The sequence below is a fragment of the Spirosoma oryzicola genome (assembly GCF_021233055.1).
In the GTDB taxonomy this organism is placed as follows: Bacteria; Bacteroidota; Bacteroidia; order Cytophagales; family Spirosomataceae; genus Spirosoma; species Spirosoma oryzicola.
In genome coordinates this window covers 2,322,240-2,347,211 of the sequence record NZ_CP089538.1, presented here as the reverse complement: position 1 = coordinate 2,347,211, position 24,972 = coordinate 2,322,240, and the positions used below count along the sequence as shown (strand labels likewise).

Here is a 24,972-nt window from a genome sequence, read left to right as displayed (position 1 = left end):
GAACAGTCAACGCCTATGCATATACAGGTTAGAAACTTACAGAAAGAAGATTACCATGACCTCAAAGAGGCCATGATCGAAGTGTACAGTGGTATCGGTGGCGATTACTGGTCGAAAAGTTCGATCAATAAGCTGCTGACTATTTTTCCGGAAGGTCAGTTCTGCGTAGAAGTAGACGGTAAAGTCGTTGCCAGCGCACTGGCTATCCGGGTCAAATACGACCAGTTCGGCGACAACCATACGTACTACGAAATTACGGGGGGATATTCCTTCAAAACGCATAACGACGGCGGAGATTACCTCTACGGGATCGAAGTATTCGTACACCCCGACTACCGTGATTTGCGGTTGGGTCGGCGGCTGTACGATGCCCGCAAGGAATTGTGTGAGCAGCTGAACCTGAAAGGGATTCTGGCGGGTGGCCGCATTCCGAACTACAGCAAATACGCCGACGAACTGTCGCCCCGCGAGTACATCGCCAAGGTAAAGCAAAAAGAAATTTACGACCCGACGCTCACGTTCCAGCTCTCGAACGATTTCCACGTTCGGAAGGTGCTGCGCGGCTACCTACCCGGCGATACGGAGTCAAAGGAGTACGCAACGCTGCTGGAATGGATCAATATCTACTACGTTGTCGAGAAAGACAAAAAGCCGCATACCGACTCGATTATCCGGCTTGGCGTCATTCAGTGGCAGATGCGTCTGTTTAAAAACCTGGCGTCATTTCTCGATCAGATCGAATTCTTCGTGAATGCGGTGAGTGATTACCGGGCCGACTTCATGGTGTTGCCGGAGTTTTTCAACACACCGCTGATGGCCGATTTCAACGATCTGCCGGAGCCGGTAGCGATTCGAAAACTCGCCGACTTTACCGAACCGGTGCGCGAAAAACTGTGTGAACTGGCGATTTCCTACAACGTCAATATCGTGGGCGGCAGTATGCCACTCGTTGACGACGATGGTAAACTCTATAACGTCGCTTACCTCTGCCGCCGGGATGGCTCCTGGGAAGAGTACCGGAAGATTCACATTACGCCGAATGAAGTGAAGCACTACGGTATGGTGGGCGGCTACGAAATACGCGCGTTCGACACCGACTGTGGTAAGATTGGTATGCTGATCTGCTACGACGTTGAGTTCCCCGAACTGGGCCGGATTCTGGCGCAGCAGGGCATGCAGATTCTGTTCGTTCCTTTCCTGACCGATACGCAGAATGGTTACTCACGCGTACGCCACTGCGCGCAGGCACGGGCTATCGAAAACGAATGCTACGTCGCCATTTCGGGCTGCGTCGGCAATCTCCCGAAGGTGCATAACATGGACATCAACTACGCCCAATCGGCGGTGTTTACGCCATCAGATTTTCAGTTTCCGACCAATGCCGTTAAAGCTGAGGCAACCGCCAACACGGAAATGGTGCTTATTGCCGACGTAGATCTGAGCTTGCTTAAAGAGCTTCACGAACACGGCTCGGTGCAGGTGCTTAAAGACCGCCGGACGGATCTATACGACGTTACGTTGAAGAAAGCAGCCAAAAAAGCGTTGAAACAGAAGAAAGCATCGGCCGACAACGACCCGGAAGTAGTAGCTCCCGTCATCGTCGTGGCCGAGTAATCGATCGCATAATACACTAAAGAAGAGGACCCGAAGCGCTTATCAGTGCTTCGGGTCCTCTTCTTTATTTAGCAGTAAAACCGACGTTTTGTCATCCCGACGCTAGGAGGGATCTTCGGTAGTTGTCACAAAGTTAGCCTGCTACCGGAGATCCCTCCTAGCGTCGGGATGACAAAACGCCGATTCATAATCAGTTACAAAATATATAAATAGCTCCTCATTAGGCAGAGGACTACGTGCTGGTTCATGACGCTTGAACGCTACGAGCCGTTCGTTATTCCCCCGCCATGGGATCGGGCTTACCATCAGGATCGCCCTGTACGGTGCCGTGCGTAGGCAGCTTGTTTCCACGGATCAATAATAAACCGGCTACGTGGGGCGCAGCCATCGACGTTCCGCTCAGAATAGCATACTTACCGCCTTTATACGTCGACGTGATCCGAACACCGTACGCGCAGACATCCACGCTGCTACCGAAATTAGAAAACGACGCAAAGTTATTGTTTTTGTCCATCGCTGATACGGTAAAAACGTTGGCGTGGTTCACCCGCGCGGGCGAGTAATTATCGCTGTTTTTGCCGTCGTTGCCAGCCGCAATCGCGAACAGAATACCCGCATTAGCCGCCTGGAGAATAGACCGTTCGAGTGAATTGGATATTCCTTCTCCGCCGAGGCTCATGTTCACCACATCACCCGCTTTACCGTTCTGTGCCACATAGTTGACCGCCTGAATAATACCCGACAAGCGCCCTTCGCCTTCATCGTCCAGCACCCGTAATGCGACCAGCTTCGCTCCCGAAGCGATACCCGTTACACCAACGTTGTTATTTTTTGCCCCAATGATTCCGGCCACGTGCGTGCCGTGACCATTTTCATCGTCCGCCGAGGTTTGGCCGCTCACGAACGAACGGCTTCGAGTTAAATCGACATTCAGGTCCGGGTGGTCCAGGTCGATACCGGTGTCAATGATCCAGACGGTTTTGTTTGTTTGCACATCCCCCCGCCCGTAGCCGGTCTGCTGGATGTTCCAGAGCAGCGTCGAAGACGTTTGCACATCCACGCAATTGCAGATCGACATAATCCGATCGGGTTCGACCGAGGCCACCGCCGGGTCTTGCCGGACTCGGTTCAATTCGTCGGCGGATAAATGCGCCAAAAAACTGGTCTGCTCACCCGCGCCGAGCACATCGACCTGCGGATCAGACACCTGATAGCTCGTCAGCAATTGTTCGGCGGTCGCTTCGACGGCAGCCATGCGGGCGCCCGATGCCGTTGGCAGGGTTTTCGTTGGCTGATAGGTAACGATATAAGAACCGGCAATCGTCTGACCGTTGGTCGTTGACGCTTTGACCAGACAGTCGGCCGAAAAGGTTGGCTCTACGTCGCGGTCACTCTGACAACCCAGCAAACTAAAGCCAATGAAAGCAACGTTGGTGATCGTCGCCAGCGAAAGAAATCGTCGCATGAATACGTATGAATTCGGAGAAATGAAACGAGAATAAAATGCGTATACGTTCAAATCATGCGGTTCTTTCCCAAGGACTTGCTTATACTAACAATACGCAAATCAGGGTCAAAACGTGTCATTTCAAAGCGTATTTTTTGCCTTATTTCGTAGCGGAATAAATACGACACGCCCCGCTGCCGGAAAGCGTGTTTCGGCGATTGGACGCCCGTATCGCCGGTAGAATTCGCCCACCTGATCGGCTGTTAGCAGATCGGGATAGAGGTTGATGCCAGCGAAGTGATTGGTCCGCAGAAACGCATCCAGAAATTGCCAGTCCTGTCCGGTAAATGCATAGCCGGGCCGTAACAACCGGGGCCATTCGTCGCGCAGAAACGGCTGAATATGGGTCGGGTGCAAGCGGCCAAAGTATTGCCCAACAACACTTTTGTCGTAAAAACGGCGAAAGGTAAAAACCGCATTTTGCTGGTCGTAATAAGGGCAAAGTCCTTCTTTTGCTCCTACCCCGTCGGCCCCCACGGCGCAAAATGGCCAATCGAGTACCGCTACGCCGGGTTGCTGCTTCACTACGGCGCAATACTGCATCAAACTTTCCGAGGCTACGTTGACAGGCATGCGCAACCGTTGGCTGTAGCCCGTATACCACTCTGCTGCCATAAGGACACTTAACACCACGCTTAGACCAAGAGCCAATGGGCTACGTGATGGTCTTATAGGCAATGCCAGAAGCCCTAGCAAAACGGGGTAAATCAAACTGGCTCGCCCGCCATGTCGGTTGAAACTAAACCAGGGAAACAGTTTCAGCGTTGGTATCAATACCGGATGATAAAGCAGACAAAAGATCAGCATGGTTACCACCGGCAGCCACAGCGCCACGCGTCGGCGAATCTGCCACCAGCCCAGAACGGCTAAAACAACCAAGTACAATCCCGGACTTCCTTGCGCGTAGCTTTCAAAGGTGTCCCGCAGATATGGTTTGTAATCGAAGGCAAACGTATGCAGACCGGGCAGATGCGGAATAAGCAACCGCAACGGGTGCGACCAAGCCCTGAGTTCGGGCACAGCGCCAAAATCAAATTCCCAGGCGGTAAACGCAATCTGCAAGGTCAACGGCAGATACAGCCAGGCACTCACAACAATGAGCGTTAGAGCCACTGTTACGACAACGAACTGGTGGTTCCACTGATCGCGCACGTAGGTCCGAAAAAGCATCATCCATCGGCCCGGCTGAGGAAATTGCCGGTACAATGCCACCGCCAGTACAGGGACCGTCAGAGTCATTAGCGTCAGGGCAAATCCAGCTACATAACCCAGTTCCTGACCGAGCACCTGAAGATGCAGCCACACCCAGAATAGCCAGTAAGCAAGCGAAACGTTTTTTTTGTCCAGCACGTCCAGCAACAGCCGATACGTCGCCACCATGCACAGCACCGTCCAATGATCGACGCAGACGTTCATGTGCACGGGAAACTTCCAGATGGCATAGAAGTTAAACACCGAAACAATCAAGCCAAACACAAACGCTTTCGCCAGGCCAAACCGGGGCGCAATCAGGGCAAACGTGCCGATAGCCGCAACGACTAAACTGTAGACGTAATAAAACTGGAGGTACGGACCGGGGCCATCAAACAGCCGGTAACAGAGTGCATACCAGTAATCACGCTCGAAGCCCCAATCCAGGAAGACCTGATTTAAACCGTACGGATAAAAACTTTGCGTATTTAGCAGATTCAGTTGAGGGAACGGCCACAGGTTTAGATTCTTACCAAAGAAATACCCAACGTATTCGTACTGATCCGTGTCGTTGCCATCGGATAGTGGGACGCTAAAATTGCCAACGGCCAGACTTCCCAGTCCAGCCGTCAGGATTACAATGCCAATATACCAACCGATCTTTTTGCTCATCTACCACCGAATCAGGGCCGAACCCCACGTAAAACCGCTTCCAAATGCGGCTACGCAAAGTAAAGCACCATCCTCGATTTTTCCTTGCTCCCAGGCTTCACACAGAGCAATGGGAATGGAAGCCGCCGTGGTATTGCCAAACTTGTGGATGTTGTTAAACACTTTCTCATCGGATAAGCCCAGCCGCTTCTGTACCAGTTGGGCAATGCGCAGATTCGCCTGATGCGGCACCAGCAGGTCAATGTCTTTTGGCAATAGATTCATCTCGTCCAGTGCTTCGCCAATGACTTCGGGAAAGCGCGTTACGGCGTGGCGCAGCACCGTCTGCCCGTTCATGTACGGCAAACCGGCATGATCGTCGTGTTCGGCAATGCTACTAATTTCCTCCTCGGTGAAGCGTAACGAATCTTTTTCAAGATAATAACCACCGTGGGCACCCGGATTGAAACAGGCCAGTTCCTCCGCGTAGGTACCGTCGGCGTGGAGATGGGTAGTCAGAATACCGCGACCGGGTTCGTCACAGGGTTGAATGACGGCGGCTCCAGCCCCGTCACCAAACAAAATCGTTACGTCGCGGCCCGTCGGCGAAAAGTCCAGACTCCGCGAGTGTGTCTCGGCTCCGACGATCAGCACGTTTTTGTACTTACCCGTTTTAACGAACTGGTCGGCAATGGATAAAGCGTAAATAAAGCCTGAGCACTGGTTTCGGATATCCAGCGCCCCCATCGCCCGGTGCGTGATGCCTAGCTCGCGTTGCAGCAAAACACCGTTGCCGGGAAAATAATAGTCGGGGCTCAGGGTCGCGAAAATGATAAAATCGACATCTGACGGCAAGATTCCGGCCCGGTCGATAGCAATGCGAGCGGCTGCCGCGCCCATCGTCGTGGTCGTTTCACCGTGTTTTTTGCGGTAATGCCGTTGTTCGATTCCGGTTCGTCCCTGAATCCATTCATCCGACACATTCACCAGCGGAGCCAGTTCGACATTAGGCACAACCCGTTCGGGAACGTAATACCCTAAGCCAGCAATTCGCGCACTTTTCATTTCGTACTAATTGGACAAAAGACACCTCATTGATGGGCGGCAGCCAAAACGGTCAAAATTTGGTATCTTTGCCCATTCTTTCGCAGCAATTTCATTCGTTAACATGGAGTATAATCACCGCCAGACCGAGCAGAAATGGCAACGGTTCTGGGACGATAACCATACCTACAAACCAGCAGAACAGACGGATAAACCGAAGTACTACGTACTCGACATGTTTCCGTATCCATCGGGCGCGGGCCTGCACGTTGGGCACCCACTCGGCTATATCGCATCCGACATTGTGGCGCGTTACAAGCGACTCAAGGGCTACAACGTGCTGCATCCGATGGGATTCGACTCGTTCGGACTTCCCGCTGAGCAGTATGCCATTCAAACGGGTCAGCATCCAGCGGTGACGACCGAGCAGAATCTGGCCCGGTACATCGAACAACTCAAAAACATCGGTTTCAGTTATGACTGGAGCCGGGAAGTTCGTACGTCCGATCCATCGTATTACAAATGGACGCAGTGGATTTTCATGGAGTTGTTCCGCAGCTGGTACAACAAGGACACCAACCGGGCGGAGCCTATCGAAACGCTGACGGACAAGTTTGCCACCAACGGCACCACCGATGTCAATGCAGTTTGTGACGAGGACGCTCCAACGTTTACAGCCGCCGAGTGGAACGCCCTGTCGACCCGGGAATCCTACGAGATCACCTTAAAATACCGCCTGACTTTCCTGGCCGACGCGGTGGTGAACTGGTGTCCGGCCCTGGGTACGGTACTGGCCAACGACGAAGTGAAAGACGGCGTTTCGGAGCGTGGTGGTTATCCGGTCGAGCAAAAGCTCATGCGCCAGTGGATGATGCGCATTACGGCCTATGCCGACCGCTTGCTGACCGGCCTGGATACCATCGACTGGACGGAATCGATCAAAGAACAACAGCGCAACTGGATCGGCAAATCGGTCGGAGCCAGCGTTAAATTTCCGATTCGTTCGACGCAGCAACTTGGCGGTGAAGCTGTTTCCATACCCACGTCGAACATTGAAGTGTTCACGACCCGCGTCGATACTATTTACGGTGTTACGTTTATGGTACTGGCTCCCGAACATGAACTGGTACCGGCCCTGACAACGCCCGAACAGCAGGAAGCCGTAACGGCGTATGTAAACGCGGCTAAGCTCCGCTCCGAACGCGACCGGATGGCCGATACTAAAGCCGTTTCGGGGGTGTTCACGGGTAGCTACTGCGTCAATCCGCTGAGCGGTGAAGCCGTCCCCATCTATCTAGCCGACTACGTACTGGCGGGTTACGGTACGGGTGCGGTGATGGCCGTTCCGTCGGGCGACCAACGCGACTGGACTTTTGCAACCCACTTCAATCTGCCGATTATTCCAATTCTGGACGCGCAGAAAGACATTGACCAGCAGGCGGATAACACCAAAGAAGGTCATTACATCAACTCCGGCATTATCAACGGGCTTACCTACAAAGAAGCAACCGCAGTCTTGATTGCGTGGCTCGAAGAACGGGGTTTGGGCCGTGGAAAGATTAACTACCGGATGCGCGACGCGGTATTTAGCCGTCAACGCTACTGGGGCGAACCCGTCCCCGTATATTTTAAAGAGGGCGGTTCGACGGGTCGATTGCCGTATTTAATTGACGAGAGTGCGCTACCGCTGGAACTGCCCGCCATCGACAAGTATCTGCCTACCGAAACCGGCGAGCCCCCGCTGGGACGCGCCGAAGGTTGGAAATACAAAGGCGAACACGAGTACGAACTAAGCACCATGCCCGGTTGGGCGGGTTCGTCGTGGTACTGGTATCGGTACATGGACCCGCAAAACGACACGGCTTTTGCCTCGAAGCAGTCCATCGATTACTGGCAGAACGTTGACCTATACATCGGCGGTACCGAGCACGCTACGGGTCACCTGCTTTACAGCCGCTTCTGGAATAAATTCCTGAAAGATCGTGGCTACGTACCCCAGGAAGAGCCGTTCAAAAAGCTCATTAACCAGGGCATGATTCAGGGCCGGAGCAATTTTGCGTATCGGTTGAAGGGTACGGGCGTCGAAGGTACCCGGCCTGTTTTTGTGTCGCTGAACCAGGTTGGCGATCAGGAAGTAACGCCGTTGCACGTTGATGTCAATATCGTTGAGAACGACGTTCTGGACATTGAGGCATTCAAAAAAGCACGCCCGGATCTGACCGAAAATGCGGAGTTCATCACCGAGCCGGACGGTCGTTATATCGTTGGTGCGGAGGTTGAAAAGATGTCGAAGTCGAAGTTCAACGTCGTCAATCCCGACATGATCGTGGAGAAATACGGCGCGGACGTACTGCGGCTGTACGAAATGTTCCTCGGCCCGCTGGAGCAGGCAAAACCCTGGAATACAAACGGTATCGACGGCGTTTCGCGTTTTATCCGCAAGTTCTGGCGGTTGTTTTATAAAGATAACGCAGCCGGAGAAAGCCAGTGGATCGTAATGGATGAACAACCGACGCCAGCCGAGTTGAAAGTGCTGCACAAAACCATCCAGAAGGCCGAAAACGACATTGAAAGTTATTCGTTCAATACGTCGGTAAGCGCGTTCATGGTCTGCGTCAACGAACTAGCAACGCTCAACTGTCACAAACGCGCTATTTTACAGGATCTGGTTTTGCTGCTGTCGCCGTACGCACCGCACATTACCGAAGAACTTTGGGCTGCGTTAGGCAATGCGCCGGGTACAATTTCCGAAGCTGCGTTTCCCAAGTTCAACCCGAACTTCCTGGTCGAAGACGCCTTCGACTACCCGATCCAGATCAATGGGAAAGTTCGGACCACGATCAGTTTTGCCGTCGACCGCGCTCCGGGCGAGATCGAACAGGAAGTACTGGCCGACGCGACCGTACAAAAATGGCTGGAAGGTAAATCACCGAAGAAAGTGGTTGTCGTGCCAAAACGGATCGTCAACGTTGTGATTTAATCAGAAGGCAATCTAAAAATAACCTTTTGATAGTATGGATTAGTGTCGGCGGGTCCGTTTGGTGGTGTCGGTTTCAGAAACCGACACCACCAAACGGACCCGCCGACGTGTTGAAGCCCTGGTTACACAACGGCATTCGTTTCAATACGCTACGGTTGGCATTTCAATTACCGTGTTACTTCACATAGGAATCTATTCTCACTTTAAAACTGATGCGCTCTGCAAAATCAAACTTTACCAAGAATTCATTTAACTTATAAAATATCTTTGTTTATATATTACAGCAAAACAACATTTTTTACGTATACATATTAATAATTATAGCAATAATGTATTTACATTGTAACTATCATGGTAAAATGTATACTGTATATAGCTTTGTTATTTCCGGGGTGGGTGATCGCTCAATCTGATTCAAGCTTAGTCAATCGTCAATTCGTCATAAAATTACACCAGGGGCTATACGCACCCGATCAGGTGGTTCCGTCAACGGGAAACGTACCGCAGAGTATCGAGCTTGACTACAGTTGGTTAGGGGTTCAGCGGAAGACTTGGGAACAGTGCAACTGCTTTGCCAGAACAGGCGTTTACGCCAATTACATTGCTTTCCGTAATCCAATTGCATTAGGGCGCACAGCTGGGGCCGGTTTTTTCTTTGAACCGATGATCCTGTACCGTCGTCGATTCAATCTGTCTGTCCGTGGTTCGATCGGTCTGACGTACCTGACTCGCGTTTATGATCCCGAAACGAATCCGACCAATCAATACTTCAGCTTACCGATTAGCAGCATGATCGGCGCGAGCCTCAACGGTTATTATCAACTTACAGATCGTGTCCACGTAAATCTATCGGCCCATTACAACCACATTTCAAACGCCGGAACACGCCAGCCCAATCAGGGAATGAACATCCCGAGCCTTGCCGTAGGCTTGGTTTACTCTACGAACAAACCCACGTACCCAAACACGCGGCTATGGAAGCATTCTCCATTGGTTCGTCGCTGGATCGCTCACGCTTTATTGATGAGCTCGATTCGCGTGTTGCCCGAAAGTCCAGAAAGCCCGGAAATGGCCTTGCCCATGTTTGGCCTCAAATTACTCGGTGGTTATCGGCTTAGCCAGTCCCATGTTCTATCGGGGGGCGTTGAACTCGTTGACGATCTGTATTTTAAAGAGCAGGTAAAGCGCTGGCGTTACAAGGATCAAAACTACCGTCAGGCGACACTGCTAGCCGGTTACGAGTTTTGGCAGGGTCGTTACCTATTTACGGCCCACATGGGTTGGAACGTCGTGCGTCCCCGGCCTTACAGACCAGCAACGTATCAGAAATATGGTTTGCTCTACCGGTTCAACAGTGGCATCACCGTCGGTTTTGACGTAAAAGCCTACGGCGACGATACGAAAGGGTTTCAGTTTTTAGGCGGAATGACTTTCTAAGCAGGTTACGAAAAAGGGTTTCTGGGCAGCAACGTGCATGTACGTTGCTGCCCAGAAACCCCTGATTAGTTGCTAGCTACCTCTACTTTATACGGAGGCTGTCTCCTGCTGAACGGCCAGATTAGCCCGCACCCCTGCCGCAATCTCAATGGAATGCTTACGAGCCTGATGATCGAAAATTGGCGCAGAAATAATTAGCTCATCCGCCTTGGTTTGCTCAATCAGATTAGCTAGTCCGCGCTGTACGGTTTCAGGAGAGCCAACCGCCGAGCAGCTTAGTACCTGCTCGATACCCGCTAGTTCATACTCCGGCCACTGTGCTGCCAGATCGTCAACCGGCGGCTGCATCTGACGCGCTTTCCCGCGTCGAATGTGCAAAAATTGTTGCTGTACCGACGTAAACAGCCGTTCGGCTTCCCGGTCGGTATCGGCAGCTACGACATTGACCGCTACCATCGCGTAGGGTTCGGACAGGTAAGCCGACGGTTTGAACCGTGACCGATAAACCTCCAGGGCGCGCATCAGTTGCGCTGGTGAAAAATGCGAAGCAAACGCATACGGTAAGCCTAAATACGCGGCCAGCTGTGCACCAAACAAGCTCGAACCCAGAATCCAGACGGGTACATTCAGATCGACGCCGGGTATGGCCTGTACGTGTTGATCCGTATCGCCCGGCTGAAAATACTGCAATAACTCGACAACATCCTGCGGGAAACTATCGCCGTTATTGACATCCCGGCGTAGTGCCCGCGCAGTGGCCTGATCAGCACCAGGGGCCCGGCCTAATCCCAGATCAATCCGGCCCGGATACAGCGATTCAAGCGTACCAAATTGTTCCGCAATAATCAGTGGTGAGTGGTTCGGCAGCATAATCCCTCCCGCTCCTACCCGGATCGTTTGGGTACCACCCGCGATGTAGCCGATCACAACCGATGTAGCCGCACTGGCAACACCCGGCATATTGTGGTGTTCAGCAACCCAGTAGCGGTTATACCCTAACTGTTCGGCGTGTTGGGCTAGGTCAAGCGAATTGCGTAAAGCCTGCGCAGGCGTATTGCCCGCAACAATAGGCGAAAGATCGAGAACTGAGAAAGGAATCATTTTCGTATTCGTTAAGCGGAAGGTTCACCGATAAACGGAAACCCGTTTCTGATAAAAGATGAAGTAGACCCGTAAGACGCTACGTGGTGCCGTTATGGATTCTAAGCCAGACGCTTTATTTTTACGACCTCGCTTGGTAGACTGGCTACCGAATGAATAACGAATACATCACTGCTTCAGCAACAACACGACTTACCCGAACGGTTCCTGCGTTGGTTACAGCTTTGGAAAGCCTTCAATAGCAAACACGCAGAATCCCTTACATCCATGATTACAAAACCTGCTTTATTCCTCGGGTTAGCCTTCGGTCTGATCACCTGCTCACCCAAAACTTACACAAAAATTTCCACGGGTGGCGGTCCTGACTTTTTTAGTTACAAGGCCCAACATGGTCCCGCCAAGATTTCGGCGCACCGGGGCGGTGGCGACTTGAAAGGGTACCCCGAAAACTGCATCGAATCCTTTGCTTATCTGGCGAAACAAATGCCGGTCATCATCGAATGTGACATCGACCTGACAAAAGATAGTGTGCTGGTTATGATGCACGACGCCACCCTGGACCGAACAACGACTGGTACGGGAAAACTGATCGACAAAACCTATGCGGAACTGGCTCCTTTCCGGCTGGAAGACAACATGGGCAATGTGACACCGTATAAAATTCCGACGCTGGAACAGGTACTCAACTGGGGCAAAGGCAAAGTAGCGTTTACGCTCGATGTCAAGCGAAACGTGTCATTCGAGAAAGTCGTGAATATGGTTCGCAAAACCGGGATGGGTGACTACGCGGCCATCATTACGTACAATGCGCAGGATGCGGCTAAAATCAACAAACTCGATCCAAATCTAATGATTTCGGTCACGATTCGGAACCGGGCTGAGTACGACCGTCTCCACGATCTTGGCATTCCCGATAACCGGATGGTGGCGTTCGTCGGCGTCAAAGAACCCGACGCTGAACTATACCAGTTTTTGCATCAGAAAGGCATTGCCTGTATTTTGGGTACATTGGGCAACCTCGACAAACAGGCCGCAGCCAAAGGTGACCAGGTGTATAAACAATTCGCCAAAAACGGTGCCGACATCATGTCAACCGACCGTCCGCTGGAGGTCTGGAACGCGGTGAAACAGCGATAAGCGCAAAGGGTTAGCAACCCTGACGATATCCGGCAACATAGGAGCTGGATGGCTTAGCCGGATATAATGACGAAATCAGCCGTTTGCTTGTTTTTACCGATCCAATCTGCGTACCTTTGTGTTCTTCTCTTCATCGGCAAAAGCGGCACTTCATTGTGCCGCTTTTCATAAGAAAATAAATCTATTAAGTCGATAGGATTTAGACACTATGAATAACCAAGACGAAGCCGGACTAGTGCCAGCCGGTGATGCAGTCGCGACTACCTCACTGCCATTTGACCTTAACGGCTTACGAGTCAGCATCCAAGGCGATATAAATCGTCGGGAAGCGCAGGCCGACGCACTTCGACTGGCTTTCCCCGACGCTGAGGTTGTAACGGCTGAGTCGATTCGTAACCCGCTACTCAGACGACGGAATCGCACCGAAATTGCAATTTACGTTTTCGCGGCCCTCGCCCTGATGATTGTGGGTCATCTAGTGTTCGATTACCTGACCCTCGATCGGTTAACGGTCATTGCACAGGCGATTGACATTACCCCCGACATTTTTTACTTCATAGCCGCTGGCTTCGTCGCTCAGATGATCGACGGTGCCCTGGGGATGGCTTATGGTGTTACCGCCACTACCTTTCTGACCAGCGTTGGTATCAGTCCGGTTTTTGCTACGGCCAGTGTACACAGCTCCGAAATCTTCACCTCCGGTGTATCGGGCTACATGCACCTCAAATTTGGCAACGTCAACAACCGGCTCTTCAAAATTGTCCTGATTCCGGGCATTATTGGCGCAGCGCTGGGTGCTTTCCTAATCACCAAACTGTCGGATATGGAAATAATCGCCGACTATCTGTCTCCGGCCATTTCGGTCTACACGGCGATTCTTGGCGTTTTGATCCTAAAAAAAGCACTGGCTAAGCAAACCAAGAAAAAGCCGGTTCGAAAGATCGGGTTACTGGCCTGGTTCGGTGGTTTTGTGGACGCCATCGGCGGTGGTGGCTGGGGTCCTATCGTTAACTCAACCTTGATTGCCGCCGGTCGCCACCCACGCTACACGATTGGTTCTGTCAACCTGGCTGAGTTTTTCGTTTCGTTCGCTTCTTCCGTCGTATTTGCCCTTTACGCAGGTCTGGATAATTACGGGATGGTTATTTTGGGGCTGATCCTGGGTGGCATGATTGCTGCGCCGATAGCCGCTCACCTGTCCCGCAAACTCCCCGTCAAAACCATGATGGTTCTCGTCGGAATTGTTATAATCCTCGTAAGTTTGCGGAAGATAATTAAGTTCTTTTAGTGTCCGTTACAGACTCGGTATTCGAAAGCCGATTTCATTCGCCGTATGAAAAAACAAACCAAAGCGATCCGTACCCAAACAGGTAAATCGCAGTATCGCGAGCATTCTGTCCCCCTATACCTAACGTCCAGTTTTGCCTTTGAAAGTGCCGAACAGGGAAAAGCCTTATTCGAGGAAACCGAAGCTGGCAACATTTATTCCCGCTTCTCGAATCCAAACGTAACGGAGTTTGTCGATAAGGTTTGTATGCTCGAAAATGCCGAAGAAGGCATTGCTACGGGCACCGGCATGGCCGCCGTATTTGCCAGCATGGCCGCTATTCTAAAATCCGGCGATCATTTGGTTGCTTGTCGGGCGTTATTCGGATCAGCGCATCAGATTATCACGCAGATTCTGAGCAAGTGGGGCATCACTCATACGTATGTCGATGCGACGGCTAGTGAAGCGGAGTGGGAAGCCGCAATGCAACCCAACACGCGCATGGTCTATCTGGAAACGCCATCAAATCCGGGTCTGGAATTAGTTGACCTGGAAATGCTGGGTCGGTTAAAAGAGAAGTACGGCTTTATTCTGAACGTCGACAACTGCTTTGCCACGCCAATCCTGCAAACGCCGATTGATTTTGGTGCTGATTTATCAGTGCATTCGGCGACGAAATTCATGGATGGTCAAGGCCGCGTACTGGGTGGAATCGTGGTTGGCCGGGCCGACCTGATGGCACAGATCCGATTCTTTGCCCGCCATACGGGACCATCGCTGTCGCCCTTCAACGCCTGGGTTTTATCCAAAAGTCTGGAAACGCTGGAGTTGCGGATGGACCGTCATTGCAGCAATGCCTTAGCACTGGCTCAGGCGCTCGACGCTCACGCGGACGTAGAACGGGTGTTATATCCGTTCCTGCCTTCGCATCCTCAGTATGAGCTGGCCAAACGGCAGATGAACGCGGGTGGTGCTATCGTAACCATCGAGTTGGAAGGTGGCTTTGAGCGGGTGAAAGCTTTTTTCGATGCCCTTACGATCCCGACATTATCCTCGAACCTTGGCGATTCGCGCACGATTGTCACTAATCCCAACACGACGACCCACGCGAAACTAAAACCCGACGAAAAAGCAGCTCTGGGCATTACGCCCGGTTTGATTCGCATTTCGGTTGGCCTGGAAGCCATTGACGATCTGATCGCTGACTTTACGCAAGCAGTAGAAAAGTCGGCGGAAGTGGTTAAAGAAAAGATTGCTTAACCTCCTGACGAATGGTGCGAATTCCGCTGTACATCGCTTTCCTGCTTATGAGCCTCCTGACGAACGGTCAATCTCCGAAAAAACCGATTCGCATTGGGATCGTGGGCTTGGTACACTCGCATGTACACGGCATTCTCAACAAGGCGTTTCGGCAAAAACAGACCGACGTTGAAATTGTAGGCATTGCCGAACCAAACCGGGAACTGGCCGAGCGATTTGCCAAGCAGTATGGATACAGCATGAGCCTGGTTTATCCAACCATCGCCGAAATGCTGGACAAGACTAAGCCCGAAGCCGTTACGGATTTTGGCCGGATTGTCGATCATAAGAAAACGGTAGAGGCTTGTGCACCACGCGGCATTCACGTGATGGTTGAGAAACCACTGGCAACCAGTTTTGCCGACGCCCAACAGATGGGATCGCTGGCCAAAAAGCATAGCGTCCAACTGCTGACGAATTACGAAACGACCTGGTACGGTAGCAATCACAAGGCGTTCGCCTTGGCTAATTCGGAAAAAGCCATTGGCGATTTGCGCAAGATCGTCGTTCACGATGGGCATCAGGGGCCGAAGGAGATCAACGTCAACAAGGAATTTCTCGACTGGCTGACCGACCCGGCTACCAACGGAGCGGGTGCATTGTTTGATTTTGGTTGTTACGGTGCCAACCTATCGACCTGGCTGCTGCGGAATCAGCGCCCTCTGTCGGTGATGGCCGTAACGCAGCAGATCAAGCCGGACATTTATCCGAAGGTCGATGACGAGGCAACCATCATTCTGACCTATCCGAAAACGCAGACCATTATTCAGGCTTCCTGGAACTGGCCCTTTAGCCGCAAGGATATGGAAGTGTACGGCCAAACAGGCTACGTTTTTACCGTGGACGGCACCCGAATGCGGCTTCGTCGGAAGGACGACAAAGCCGAACGTTCGCTGGAAGCCGCGCCAACGGATGCCCCTGCTGCTGACCCATTTGCGTATTTCGCCAGCCTGCTTCGTGGGGAAACTAAACCCGACGAATTAACGTCATTAGAGAACAACCTGATTGTTATGGAAATCCTGGATGCGGCCCGCCAATCGGCTAAAACCGGCAAGGCTGTGTCCTTAAAGCAGAAATTATGATTGCGGAACCCACCTCCTATACGCTCGAGAGCCTGAGCGAGCGGCTACAGGGATTGAGCAGTGTCGAAGCCCTGCGTACACTGGCCCACTTATACCCTGGCGAAGTTATTTTCTCGACCAGTCTGGGCTATGAGGATCAGGTCATCACCGATCTAATCCTGGCAAACGACATTCCGATCAAGATCTTCACGCTCGATACGGGTCGGATGTTTTCGGAAACGTATTCTGTCTGGAAAAAAACAAACGACCGCTACGGAGCCAAAATCGAAACCTATTTCCCAAAGGCCGACGCTATTGAGAAACTGATGACCGACAAAGGTCCTTATAGCATGTACGATTCCGTCGAAAACCGGAAAGAATGCTGTGGCATCCGTAAAGTAGAGCCCCTGAACCGGGCGCTTAAAGGCAATAAAATCTGGATTACGGGTATTCGGGCGGAGCAATCGGCCAATCGCCAGGCGATGACGCAGGTGGAATGGGACGCTGCCCACGATTTGTTCAAATTCCACCCGATACTCGACTGGACATTTGAGGAAGTAAAGCAGTACGTAAAAGAGCACAACGTACCGTATAATCCGCTCCATGACCGGGGATTTGTCAGCATTGGTTGCCAGCCCTGTACCCGCGCCATCCAACCCGGCGAAGATTTCCGCGCTGGCCGCTGGTGGTGGGAAGATAACTCCAAGAAAGAGTGTGGCTTACACACGCACGAGGAAGCATTCAAACCATAAGTCGTTCAGTTGTTGCTATACGTACTAGCGCCGGCAAGTGACACCTATGACCATACAATGACAATGAAGTTAGATTATCTAGATCAGCTCGAATCGGAAGCCATCCACATCATGCGTGAGGTCGCCGGGCAGTTTGAGCGCCCCGCCCTGCTGTTTTCCGGCGGCAAAGATTCTATTACCCTGGTGCATCTGGCGCTGAAAGCCTTTCGGCCGGGTAAGCTTCCGTTTCCGCTGGTACACATCGATACAGGCCATAACTTCCAGGAAGCCCTTGACTTTCGGGATAATCTGGCCGAGCAGATCGGTGAGAAGCTTATTGTTCGGTACGTTGAAGATACCATTCGCGAAAAGAAATTAAAGGAACCCACCGGCCGAAACGCGACGCGTAATGGCTTGCAGACCTTCACACTGCTCGATACCATCGAAGAATTTGAGTTCGATGCCTGCATCGGCGGTGCCCGTCGGGATGAAGAAAAAGCGCGGGCCAAAGAACGTGTTTTCTCGGTCCGCGATGAGTTCGGCTCCTGGGATCCCAAGCGGCAGCGCCCCGAACTTTGGAACCTCTACAACGGTCGCATTCACAAAGGCGAAAACGTACGCGTATTCCCGATCTCGAACTGGACTGAACTCGACGTCTGGAATTACATTCGTCGCGAAAAAATAGCGTTGCCCAGCATCTATTTTGCCCACGAGCGCGAACTGCTGATTCGTGATGGCAAGCTGATGGCAACGGCGGGCGGAGTTATCAAACCCGAGGCCGACGATCAACTGGTGACCCGCCGAGTACGTTTCCGAACCGTCGGTGACATTTCGTGCACGGCAGCTTCCGAATCGCAGGCTGATACGCTCGATGCCGTTATTGACGAAATTCAGGCCACACGCATCTCCGAACGGGGCGAAACCCGCATGGACGACCAGCTATCCGAAGCGGCCATGGAAGACCGCAAAAAAGGCGGCTATTTTTGACAACTGTGCATGAGTAATTGAGTGTATATGGGATTGTCGGTATAAACCTCAGTCACTAATTCGCTCAATTGTTTATTCACGAAATCACCCACTGAGTAAATGGATCTCCTCCGATTTATAACCGCCGGTTCAGTTGACGACGGCAAAAGTACCCTTATTGGACGGCTTCTCTACGACTCCAAGTCCATTTTAGCCGACCAGCTTGAAGCAATCGAACGAGCAAGCAAAAGCCGCGATGACGGTGAAATTGACCTCGCCCTGCTGACAGACGGTCTGCGTTCCGAGCGGGAACAAGGTATTACGATTGACGTTGCCTACCGTTATTTCCAGACGCCGAATCGTAAGTTTATTATTGTCGATGCGCCGGGCCATATTCAATACACCCGCAACATGGTAACGGGTGCGTCGAATTGCCAGTTGGCTATTGTCCTGGTCGATGCGCGTCACGGCGTCGTTGAACAAACGCGTCGGCACTCTCTGATTGCTTCGCTGTTGGGTATTCCGCACATCGTCGTGGCGATCAACAAAATGGATCTGGTCGATTATTCGCAGGATGTGTTTTCTGACATTTGCATTCACTACGCCGAGCTAGCTCAGAAACTAAACGTTCATCAGGTATCGTACATTCCAATGAGCGCGCTCAACGGCGATAACGTCGTTGACAAATCAACGGCGATGACCTGGTACGAAGGACCGACTCTCCTAGAGCACCTGGAAACGGTAACGATCAACGACGCTGTTGATGGCGAAACCGAAGACCATCATCCTGCACGTTTTCCCGTTCAGTACGTCATTCGCCCACAGACCGCCGAACTGCACGATTACCGGGGGTATGCTGGTAAAATCACCAGTGGTACGTTCCGAAAAGGGGATTCCATTACGGTACTGCCCTCCGGCGAAACATCGACCATTGACGCCATTGAGATAGCGGAGAAACAACTCGATGAAGCGGCTACACCCATGTCGGTTGTTTTGCATCTGGCTACGGATGTCGACATCAGCCGGGGTGACCTCATTGTCCGTTCCGATAGCCAGCCGATCAGCAGCCAGAATGTGGAAGCGATGCTATGCTGGATGGATACCAAAGAATTTAAAGCGGGTAATAAGTACGTCCTGCAAGTCGGCACGGCCCGCACCCGCTGCTCGGTTCGTGAAATTGCATATCAACTGAACGTCAATACCTACGAGGAAACGGAAGGCGTAGAAAGCCTGAAGCTCAACGATCTGGCTAAAGTCGTTCTTCGTACGGCTCAACCGGTCAGCTTCGATCCGTATGCCCAGAATCGCGCAACGGGTGGCGCGATTCTGATCGACGAAACGTCAAACGTAACTGTGGGAGCCTTAATGCTGACTGGCGAATCGTTATAACAAACCGTTATCGTCCATAACGAATAGCTATACAACCCCTGAACTTAAGTCAGGTGAATTTGCTTTATTATTGTACAATGATAGAACGCCGGTAAAACGGCGTTTTGTTTAACTGTATTAGTTGATTAAATCTATAGACAATAGTAGTTATGTCCATCCGCCTTACCGATAACGTTAGTGAAGCCGCTCGGCGCGATATCCTTGATCTGGAAAAAAAGATTAGCTCATTCCAGTCAGGCAATATAGCCGACGAAGCCTTCCGTAAATTTCGGCTTACGCGAGGGATTTATGGTCAGCGGCAACCGGGCGTTCAGATGATCCGCATCAAGCTTCCGCACGGACGGATCACGGCTGACCAGCTCACCCGCATCGCCGATCTGTCGGATAAGTTTGCAACGGGCAATTTACATGCTACTACCCGTCAGGATATTCAGCTTCACTTCGTTAAGCTGGCTGATTCCCCACAGCTTTGGGCCGATCTTGAAGATGCGGGTATCACGTTAAAGGAAGCCTGCGGTAACACAGTCCGTAACGTGACGGGTTCGGCACGCGCTGGCGTCGATCCAACCGAACCGTTTGACATTACCCCCTACGCGTATTCAATTTTCGATTATTTCCTGCGCAACCCGATTTGCCAGGATATGGGTCGGAAATTCAAAATATCGGTTTCGTCCAGCGAGAGCGATTCGGCCTACGGCTATATGCACGATGTCGGTCTAATCCCGCGCACTCAGCATGGGAAGCGTGGCTTTAAAGTGCTTTTGGGCGGTGGTCTCGGGGCTCAACCTTTTCCGGCCCAAACGGCTACTGAGTTTCTGGAAGAAGAGCGGGTAATTCCGTTCATCGAAGGAGTGATTCGGGTATTTGACCGGTACGGTGAGCGACAAAAGCGGCACAAAGCCCGGATGAAATACCTGCTTAACGACATTGGTTTAGAGGAATTGCTCCGTCGTGTCGATGAAGAGACGCCCGCGTTAAAAAACAAAGCGTTTACAATTGACCCATCGCGCTGGTCGGTGGATGATCAGTATCCGAGACGCCCGGAGGCCAGCAACTATACGGTATCGAGTGACAATCCTAAGCTGAAAACTTGGTTCAAAACCAACGTGTTTGAGCAAAAGCAGGCGGGCTGGTACGCGGTTCAACTGCGCGTGCTCCTCGGCGATATGCATTCCGATACGGCGCGGTCCCTGGCGCAGATTGTCAAGCAATACGCAGCCGACGACATCCGCGTAACCGTCAACCAGGGTTATCTGCTTCGGTACGTTCGTCCGGAGAACCTTGTTGCTGTCTTCGAAGCACTGGATGCGCTTGGCCTGGCTGAACCCGGTTTTGACACCACCGCTGATATCACGACCTGCCCCGGCACGGATACCTGTAACCTGGCTATTTCGAGCAGTTACGGGATCACGCGGGCGCTGGAACAGATGATGCACGACGAATTTCCGGATCTGGTTTTCAACGATGACATCAAGATCAAAATTTCGGGTTGCATGAACGGTTGCGGTCAGCACTCGGTGGCGAACATTGGCTACCACGGCTCATCGCTCAAGAACGGCGCTTACGTGTTGCCCGCCTTACAGGTGTTGCTCGGTGGCGGTTTCAATGGCAAAGGTGAAGGGTTGATTGCTGACAAGGTCATTAAAATTCCAACCAAACGCGGTCCGCACTCGCTACGGGCATTACTACGGGATTTTGAAACCAATAGCTTCGACGGCGAATACTACAGCGACTACTACGCTCGTCAGGGAAAGAATTACTTCTACCAGTTACTCAAACCGCTGGCGGATCTGAAAACACTCGTTGACAGCGACTACATCGACTGGGATCATACCGAAAAGTACGTTACGGAAGTCGGTATCGGCGAATGCGCCAGTGTGCTGATCGACCTTGTGGCGACAACGCTTACCGAAGCAAACGAGAAGCTGGGATGGGCGCGTGAAGCCCACACCGGAGGACGCTGGGCCGATGCACTTTACCATGCCTACAATGTGTTTATCACCGGAGCTAGAGCCGCTCTGATGAGCCGCGATGTTCCCACCAACACGCAACACGGCATTGTGAGCGACTTTGACAAAACGTTCCTGGGCGAACCCGATTTCCACCAGACCGATGGTGAGTTCAAAGCCCTGGTGTTCAGCATCAATAAGCAGGAGCCGTCCGAACTATTTGCGACTCAGTTTGTGGCGAAAGCCGAAGCCTTTTTACAGGCCGTTCAAGCTTACCGTGAAGCGCAGATCGAACAGGAAGGCTTACCCGAACTACAGGCGTTGACCCAGGCGCAGGACAGCTAGATTTATCGATATGCGGTATGGTACAGGATGGCTAGTCCGATGTATCATACCGCTTGTATCACTCATTCGCATGAAATTAACCCTTGTAGGTGCCGGACCCGGCGATCCTGATTTAATAACCGTCAAAGGCATTCGGGCTTTGCAGCAGGCAGACGTTGTCATGTACGACGCGCTTGTGCATCCCGACTTGCTTGATTATTGTCACCCGGATGCGTTGAAGGTATACGTCGGCAAACGCCGGGGCGCGTACTCGTGTGTACAGGAAGATATCAACCCACTGATTGTGCATTACGCGCAGCAATACGGTCACGTTGTTCGGCTTAAAGGGGGCGACTCCTTTGTGTTCGGGCGGGGTTACGAAGAGATTGAATTTGCGCGCCAATGCGGGATTGAAACCGACGTGATTCCGGGCATTTCCAGTAGTTATGCGGTTCCGGCTTCGGCGGGTGTGCCGCTGACAACGCGTGGTTTGTCGGAAAGCTTTTGGGTGGTTACGGGCACAACGAAAGCGGGCCAATTATCCAAGGATCTTCAGCTAGCGGCTCAATCCTCCGCCACGGTTGTCGTGCTGATGGGCATGCATAAACTAGCGGAGATCATGGCTGTTTTTGCCGATTGCGGTAAAGCTCAAACACCCGTTGCGATCATTCAAAACGGAACGCTGCCCGATCAGCAGATGGTCTTTGGCCGCGTTTCGGATATTGTTCAGAAGACCGACGAATCAGGAGTAGGTAACCCGGCAATCATCGTTATCGGTGAAGTAGCGGGGCTTCCAAGCGGCCAGACAACTGCTGTTTCGGAAGCAATCAGCCAACATCTGGCTCAACAGAAATAAGTATACAACATTCGGTATCGGTCGTGGTGTCGGTTTTGAGAAACCGACACCACAACACAATCGACTCCAGTTTTTATCAGGCAAGGACTATTTGCATTAGCGCGTCAGCCGCTACTTTTTGCTGTTCGCCCGTTACCATATTTTTAAGCGTCAGTAGACCGGTTTGCACTTCTTCCGAGCCAATAAGCACGACGAACGGAATAGACTTGGCGTTTGCGTAATCCAGCATTTTCTTGACTTTAGCCTGATCCGGATACGCTTCGGCAGCGATACCCACACTGCGCAATCTAGTTAGTAAGGGCAAAGCAACCGACCGCGCTTCGGCATCGAATGGTACGATCAGTACCTGCGTGCCCTGACCCGCCGAAGCCGGAAACAAGTTTAGCTCGTCCATCACGTCGTAGATCCGGTCAACGCCAAACGAGATACCTACCCCTGACAGCCCCGGCATCCCGAATGCGCCGGTCAGGTTATCGTAACGACCGCCCCCGCTAACGCTTCCGATGGAAACGCCATTGGCTTTTACTTCGAAAATAGCCCCGGTATAGTACGACAGACCGCGCGCTAGTCTCCCATCTATTTGGATATGGCTATGATCCGTTAATCCAAGTTGTTTAACAAGTTGGATAATCTCATTTAACTCTCCAACTCCCTCACGAGCAGTAAGAGATGTATTGAGCCAATTCTCTAGCGTACTTGATGCCGTTTCTTTATAAAATAACGGATCGAGGTTCTTAATAGAGTCCTCCGAAAAACCTCGTTCGCGGAGTTCGTCAAGTACTTTATCCTTGCCTATTTTATCCAGTTTATCAATCGCTACGCTTAGGGCTCCTTCCTGTCCTGGCGCACCAATCAATTCAGCAATTCCAGTCAAAATCTTGCGATTATTCATTTTGAGCGTAAAATCGGTGATACTTAGATTCTTAAAAACCTCGTGGATCATAAGAATAATTTCAGCTTCGCATAGTAGTGAGTCCGTACCAACGACGTCAGCATCACATTGGTAAAACTCTCGATACCGTCCTTTTTGCGGACGGTCGGCCCGCCATACGGGTTGCATCTGATACCGTTTGAATGGGAATGCCAAATTATTACGGTTCATTACTACGTACCGTGCAAACGGAACAGTTAGATCATAACGCAATCCTAACTCTGACTTTTGAGGTAGCCAGTAGTCATACGCTTGATCCAGTTTATCGATCTTATCAGTGGATAATTGATCTCTAAGACTTTTATTACTTCTGATTTTATAGAGCAATTTATCTCCTTCTTCTCCATATATACCCGTTAACACGGACAGCTCTTCAATAGCAGGTGTCTCTAAAGGCTGAAAACCAAACCTTTGAAAGGTTTGACGAATGGTATCAAGTATATGTTGCCGTTTTCGCATCTGCTCCGGCCCGAAATCACGAGTTCCTTTGGGTAATGTTGGTTTTTGCATGGCGCAAAATTAATAGACAGGATGAACAGGATTGACAGGAGTGTGCGTAATAAAATATTACCTACTTTGTCGCGAGGCTGTCGTTTATCCGCTTCTTCATAGCTTTGTGGCCCTAATTAAACTGTACTGACTAATGGACGTAAAAGATAGTAACGGCAACAGTCTGGCTGATGGTGACACCGTAACCCTCATCAAAGACTTAAAAGTCAAAGGTACTTCGACCACGCTGAAGCGAGGCACTACCGTCAAGAAAATCCGCCTGACCGACGATCCTGACGAGGTAGATTGCCGGGTAGGTGGTATGAGTATCGTACTGCGAACTGAGTTTTTAAAGAAGCTATAGCCTTTTCTTTGCTGATCGCTCTACTAAAAATAGGCGGGTGCACGGGCCGACACCAAAAAATCCCGCCAAAGCTGCAAGTTCTGTCGAAAAAAACAGTAATTTTGCACTTCAAAATTCGAACCGCAAGAAAACTAATATATAGTCATGGGAGTAACTGAACTGAAACGCAAAGGTCGCCGGAACCGGGCCATCGCTAACAATAAGACAAACGCTATCAAACAACTGCTGCGTAAGCCGGTCATCAAGAACGTAGACGTTGAAGCGATCAAAGCATCGTTCGCCGAGAAAAAAGAAGCGTAATCGAGCCGACTCGCGAACCGACGATACTAAGCCTCGCCCTTATTCGGCGAGGTTTTTCGTTTCTGGCGGTTTCGTGACCACTCCCGATCCCGCTTTTTCAGTTCCCGACGCACGAACCGACGGTAATCCAATTGCGCCCGGTACCGAATCGCCTGCCCGAACAATAACAACCCGCCGTTGATCAGGATCAGGCTGTAAGCACCTCGCAGAAACCACTGCTGAAACGTAGCGCCATCCTGTCTGGCTTGCGCTGCCAGACTAAACACGCACAGGCCCGCACTTAGCAACAAAAGCCCCAGCGGAGCCACAATCAGGCCCTTTGTTCGCGTACTCATACGCTTCACTAACTTCTGACCAGGTGGTTTCGCAAGCTTTGTCATGGTG

20 protein-coding genes are annotated in these 24,972 nt (G+C 51.6%); 14 read left to right on the top strand and 6 right to left on the bottom strand.

Translation table 11 applies throughout. The features are described 5' to 3' along the window. Positions 1-15: 15 nt before the first annotated feature. Entirely contained in the window at positions 16-1,614 is a 1,599-nt protein-coding gene (locus LQ777_RS09550) for a carbon-nitrogen hydrolase family protein (protein ID WP_232562290.1), read from the top strand. A gap of 274 nt (positions 1,615-1,888) precedes the next feature. On the opposite strand, the gene LQ777_RS09545 is transcribed toward LQ777_RS09550, so the two are convergent. The 3 genes from LQ777_RS09545 to LQ777_RS09535 all read right to left on the bottom strand — a co-directional run bounded on the left by LQ777_RS09545 (position 1,889) and on the right by LQ777_RS09535 (position 6,028). Further along, the gene (locus LQ777_RS09545) at positions 1,889-3,079 is read right to left on the bottom strand and encodes a S8 family peptidase (protein ID WP_232562289.1); all 1,191 of its coding nucleotides are present in this window, start codon (positions 3,077-3,079) and stop codon (positions 1,889-1,891) included. 123 nt (positions 3,080-3,202) lie between these two features. Next, the gene (locus tag LQ777_RS09540) at positions 3,203-4,984 is read right to left on the bottom strand and encodes a hypothetical protein (protein ID WP_232562288.1); all 1,782 of its coding nucleotides are present in this window, start codon (positions 4,982-4,984) and stop codon (positions 3,203-3,205) included. Further along, positions 4,985-6,028, bottom strand: a complete 1,044-nt coding sequence (locus LQ777_RS09535) for a 3-oxoacyl-ACP synthase III family protein (protein WP_232562287.1) — start codon at positions 6,026-6,028, stop codon at positions 4,985-4,987. It abuts the gene before it with no gap. A gap of 103 nt (positions 6,029-6,131) precedes the next feature. Between LQ777_RS09535 and leuS the strand changes: the two genes are divergently transcribed. After that, positions 6,132-8,987 carry a leucine--tRNA ligase gene (leuS, locus tag LQ777_RS09530; protein ID WP_232562286.1) on the top strand — a complete coding sequence of 952 codons (2,856 nt, stop codon included), beginning with the start codon at positions 6,132-6,134 and terminating at the stop codon, positions 8,985-8,987. A 351-nt stretch (positions 8,988-9,338) separates the two neighbouring features. Then, positions 9,339-10,424, top strand: coding sequence for an acyloxyacyl hydrolase (locus LQ777_RS09525; RefSeq protein WP_232562285.1), 1,086 nt, complete (start codon positions 9,339-9,341; stop codon positions 10,422-10,424). A gap of 87 nt (positions 10,425-10,511) precedes the next feature. On the opposite strand, the gene LQ777_RS09520 is transcribed toward LQ777_RS09525, so the two are convergent. Beyond that, entirely contained in the window at positions 10,512-11,525 is a 1,014-nt protein-coding gene (locus LQ777_RS09520) for an LLM class flavin-dependent oxidoreductase (RefSeq protein ID WP_232562284.1), read from the bottom strand. A 267-nt stretch (positions 11,526-11,792) separates the two neighbouring features. Between LQ777_RS09520 and LQ777_RS09515 the strand changes: the two genes are divergently transcribed. The 9 genes from LQ777_RS09515 (at position 11,793) to cobA (ending at position 22,504) form a co-directional block, all read left to right on the top strand. Further along, entirely contained in the window at positions 11,793-12,662 is an 870-nt protein-coding gene (locus LQ777_RS09515) for a glycerophosphodiester phosphodiesterase family protein (RefSeq protein WP_232562283.1), read from the top strand. A gap of 208 nt (positions 12,663-12,870) precedes the next feature. After that, on the top strand, positions 12,871-13,950 hold the full coding sequence (locus LQ777_RS09510) for a sulfite exporter TauE/SafE family protein (RefSeq protein WP_232562282.1): 1,080 nt from the start codon (positions 12,871-12,873) through the stop codon (positions 13,948-13,950). A gap of 45 nt (positions 13,951-13,995) precedes the next feature. Beyond that, positions 13,996-15,189, top strand: a complete 1,194-nt coding sequence (locus LQ777_RS09505; RefSeq protein WP_232562281.1) for a trans-sulfuration enzyme family protein — start codon at positions 13,996-13,998, stop codon at positions 15,187-15,189. An 11-nt stretch (positions 15,190-15,200) separates the two neighbouring features. Next, positions 15,201-16,310, top strand: a complete 1,110-nt coding sequence (locus LQ777_RS09500; protein WP_232562280.1) for a Gfo/Idh/MocA family protein — start codon at positions 15,201-15,203, stop codon at positions 16,308-16,310. Further along, positions 16,307-17,041 carry a phosphoadenylyl-sulfate reductase gene (locus LQ777_RS09495; protein WP_232562279.1) on the top strand — a complete coding sequence of 245 codons (735 nt, stop codon included), beginning with the start codon at positions 16,307-16,309 and terminating at the stop codon, positions 17,039-17,041. The genes LQ777_RS09500 and LQ777_RS09495 overlap by 4 nt, the downstream gene beginning before the upstream one ends. A 63-nt stretch (positions 17,042-17,104) precedes the next feature. Further along, positions 17,105-18,007 (top strand): sulfate adenylyltransferase subunit CysD, encoded by a 903-nt coding sequence (cysD, locus tag LQ777_RS09490; protein ID WP_232562278.1) that lies wholly within the window; start codon positions 17,105-17,107, stop codon positions 18,005-18,007. A gap of 99 nt (positions 18,008-18,106) precedes the next feature. After that, positions 18,107-19,375: a sulfate adenylyltransferase subunit 1 gene (locus tag LQ777_RS09485; RefSeq protein WP_232562277.1), complete on the top strand. Its 1,269-nt coding sequence runs from the start codon at positions 18,107-18,109 to the stop codon at positions 19,373-19,375. A gap of 149 nt (positions 19,376-19,524) precedes the next feature. Further along, positions 19,525-21,669, top strand: a complete 2,145-nt coding sequence (locus LQ777_RS09480; RefSeq protein WP_232562276.1) for a nitrite/sulfite reductase — start codon at positions 19,525-19,527, stop codon at positions 21,667-21,669. A 70-nt stretch (positions 21,670-21,739) separates the two neighbouring features. Then, positions 21,740-22,504 carry a uroporphyrinogen-III C-methyltransferase gene (cobA, locus tag LQ777_RS09475; RefSeq protein ID WP_232562275.1) on the top strand — a complete coding sequence of 255 codons (765 nt, stop codon included), beginning with the start codon at positions 21,740-21,742 and terminating at the stop codon, positions 22,502-22,504. Positions 22,505-22,580: 76 nt separating this feature from the next. On the opposite strand, the gene hisS is transcribed toward cobA, so the two are convergent. Next, the gene (gene hisS / locus LQ777_RS09470; protein ID WP_232562274.1) at positions 22,581-23,945 is read right to left on the bottom strand and encodes a histidine--tRNA ligase; all 1,365 of its coding nucleotides are present in this window, start codon (positions 23,943-23,945) and stop codon (positions 22,581-22,583) included. Between the two features lie 133 nt (positions 23,946-24,078). Between hisS and LQ777_RS09465 the strand changes: the two genes are divergently transcribed. Beyond that, positions 24,079-24,288 (top strand): zinc ribbon domain-containing protein YjdM, encoded by a 210-nt coding sequence (locus tag LQ777_RS09465; RefSeq protein ID WP_232562273.1) that lies wholly within the window; start codon positions 24,079-24,081, stop codon positions 24,286-24,288. Between the two features lie 144 nt (positions 24,289-24,432). Next, a complete protein-coding gene (locus LQ777_RS09460) occupies positions 24,433-24,588 on the top strand; it encodes a hypothetical protein (RefSeq protein WP_232562272.1) in 156 nt (51 codons plus the stop codon). A 26-nt stretch (positions 24,589-24,614) separates the two neighbouring features. Here LQ777_RS09460 and LQ777_RS09455 read toward each other — a convergent pair whose 3' ends face one another. Next, positions 24,615-24,968: a hypothetical protein gene (locus tag LQ777_RS09455; RefSeq protein ID WP_232562271.1), complete on the bottom strand. Its 354-nt coding sequence runs from the start codon at positions 24,966-24,968 to the stop codon at positions 24,615-24,617. Positions 24,969-24,972: the final 4 nt, after the last annotated feature.

Coding starts and splice junctions, on each gene's coding strand:
- LQ777_RS09550 (WP_232562290.1), top strand. CDS start 16: ATGCATATACAGGTTAGAAACTTACAGAAAGAAGATTACCATGACCTC.
- LQ777_RS09545 (WP_232562289.1), bottom strand. CDS start 3,079: ATGCGACGATTTCTTTCGCTGGCGACGATCACCAACGTTGCTTTCATT.
- LQ777_RS09540 (WP_232562288.1), bottom strand. CDS start 4,984: ATGAGCAAAAAGATCGGTTGGTATATTGGCATTGTAATCCTGACGGCT.
- LQ777_RS09535 (WP_232562287.1), bottom strand. CDS start 6,028: ATGAAAAGTGCGCGAATTGCTGGCTTAGGGTATTACGTTCCCGAACGG.
- leuS (WP_232562286.1), top strand. CDS start 6,132: ATGGAGTATAATCACCGCCAGACCGAGCAGAAATGGCAACGGTTCTGG.
- LQ777_RS09525 (WP_232562285.1), top strand. CDS start 9,339: ATGGTAAAATGTATACTGTATATAGCTTTGTTATTTCCGGGGTGGGTG.
- LQ777_RS09520 (WP_232562284.1), bottom strand. CDS start 11,525: ATGATTCCTTTCTCAGTTCTCGATCTTTCGCCTATTGTTGCGGGCAAT.
- LQ777_RS09515 (WP_232562283.1), top strand. CDS start 11,793: ATGATTACAAAACCTGCTTTATTCCTCGGGTTAGCCTTCGGTCTGATC.
- LQ777_RS09510 (WP_232562282.1), top strand. CDS start 12,871: ATGAATAACCAAGACGAAGCCGGACTAGTGCCAGCCGGTGATGCAGTC.
- LQ777_RS09505 (WP_232562281.1), top strand. CDS start 13,996: ATGAAAAAACAAACCAAAGCGATCCGTACCCAAACAGGTAAATCGCAG.
- LQ777_RS09500 (WP_232562280.1), top strand. CDS start 15,201: ATGGTGCGAATTCCGCTGTACATCGCTTTCCTGCTTATGAGCCTCCTG.
- LQ777_RS09495 (WP_232562279.1), top strand. CDS start 16,307: ATGATTGCGGAACCCACCTCCTATACGCTCGAGAGCCTGAGCGAGCGG.
- cysD (WP_232562278.1), top strand. CDS start 17,105: ATGAAGTTAGATTATCTAGATCAGCTCGAATCGGAAGCCATCCACATC.
- LQ777_RS09485 (WP_232562277.1), top strand. CDS start 18,107: ATGGATCTCCTCCGATTTATAACCGCCGGTTCAGTTGACGACGGCAAA.
- LQ777_RS09480 (WP_232562276.1), top strand. CDS start 19,525: ATGTCCATCCGCCTTACCGATAACGTTAGTGAAGCCGCTCGGCGCGAT.
- cobA (WP_232562275.1), top strand. CDS start 21,740: ATGAAATTAACCCTTGTAGGTGCCGGACCCGGCGATCCTGATTTAATA.
- hisS (WP_232562274.1), bottom strand. CDS start 23,945: ATGCAAAAACCAACATTACCCAAAGGAACTCGTGATTTCGGGCCGGAG.
- LQ777_RS09465 (WP_232562273.1), top strand. CDS start 24,079: ATGGACGTAAAAGATAGTAACGGCAACAGTCTGGCTGATGGTGACACC.
- LQ777_RS09460 (WP_232562272.1), top strand. CDS start 24,433: ATGGGAGTAACTGAACTGAAACGCAAAGGTCGCCGGAACCGGGCCATC.
- LQ777_RS09455 (WP_232562271.1), bottom strand. CDS start 24,968: ATGACAAAGCTTGCGAAACCACCTGGTCAGAAGTTAGTGAAGCGTATG.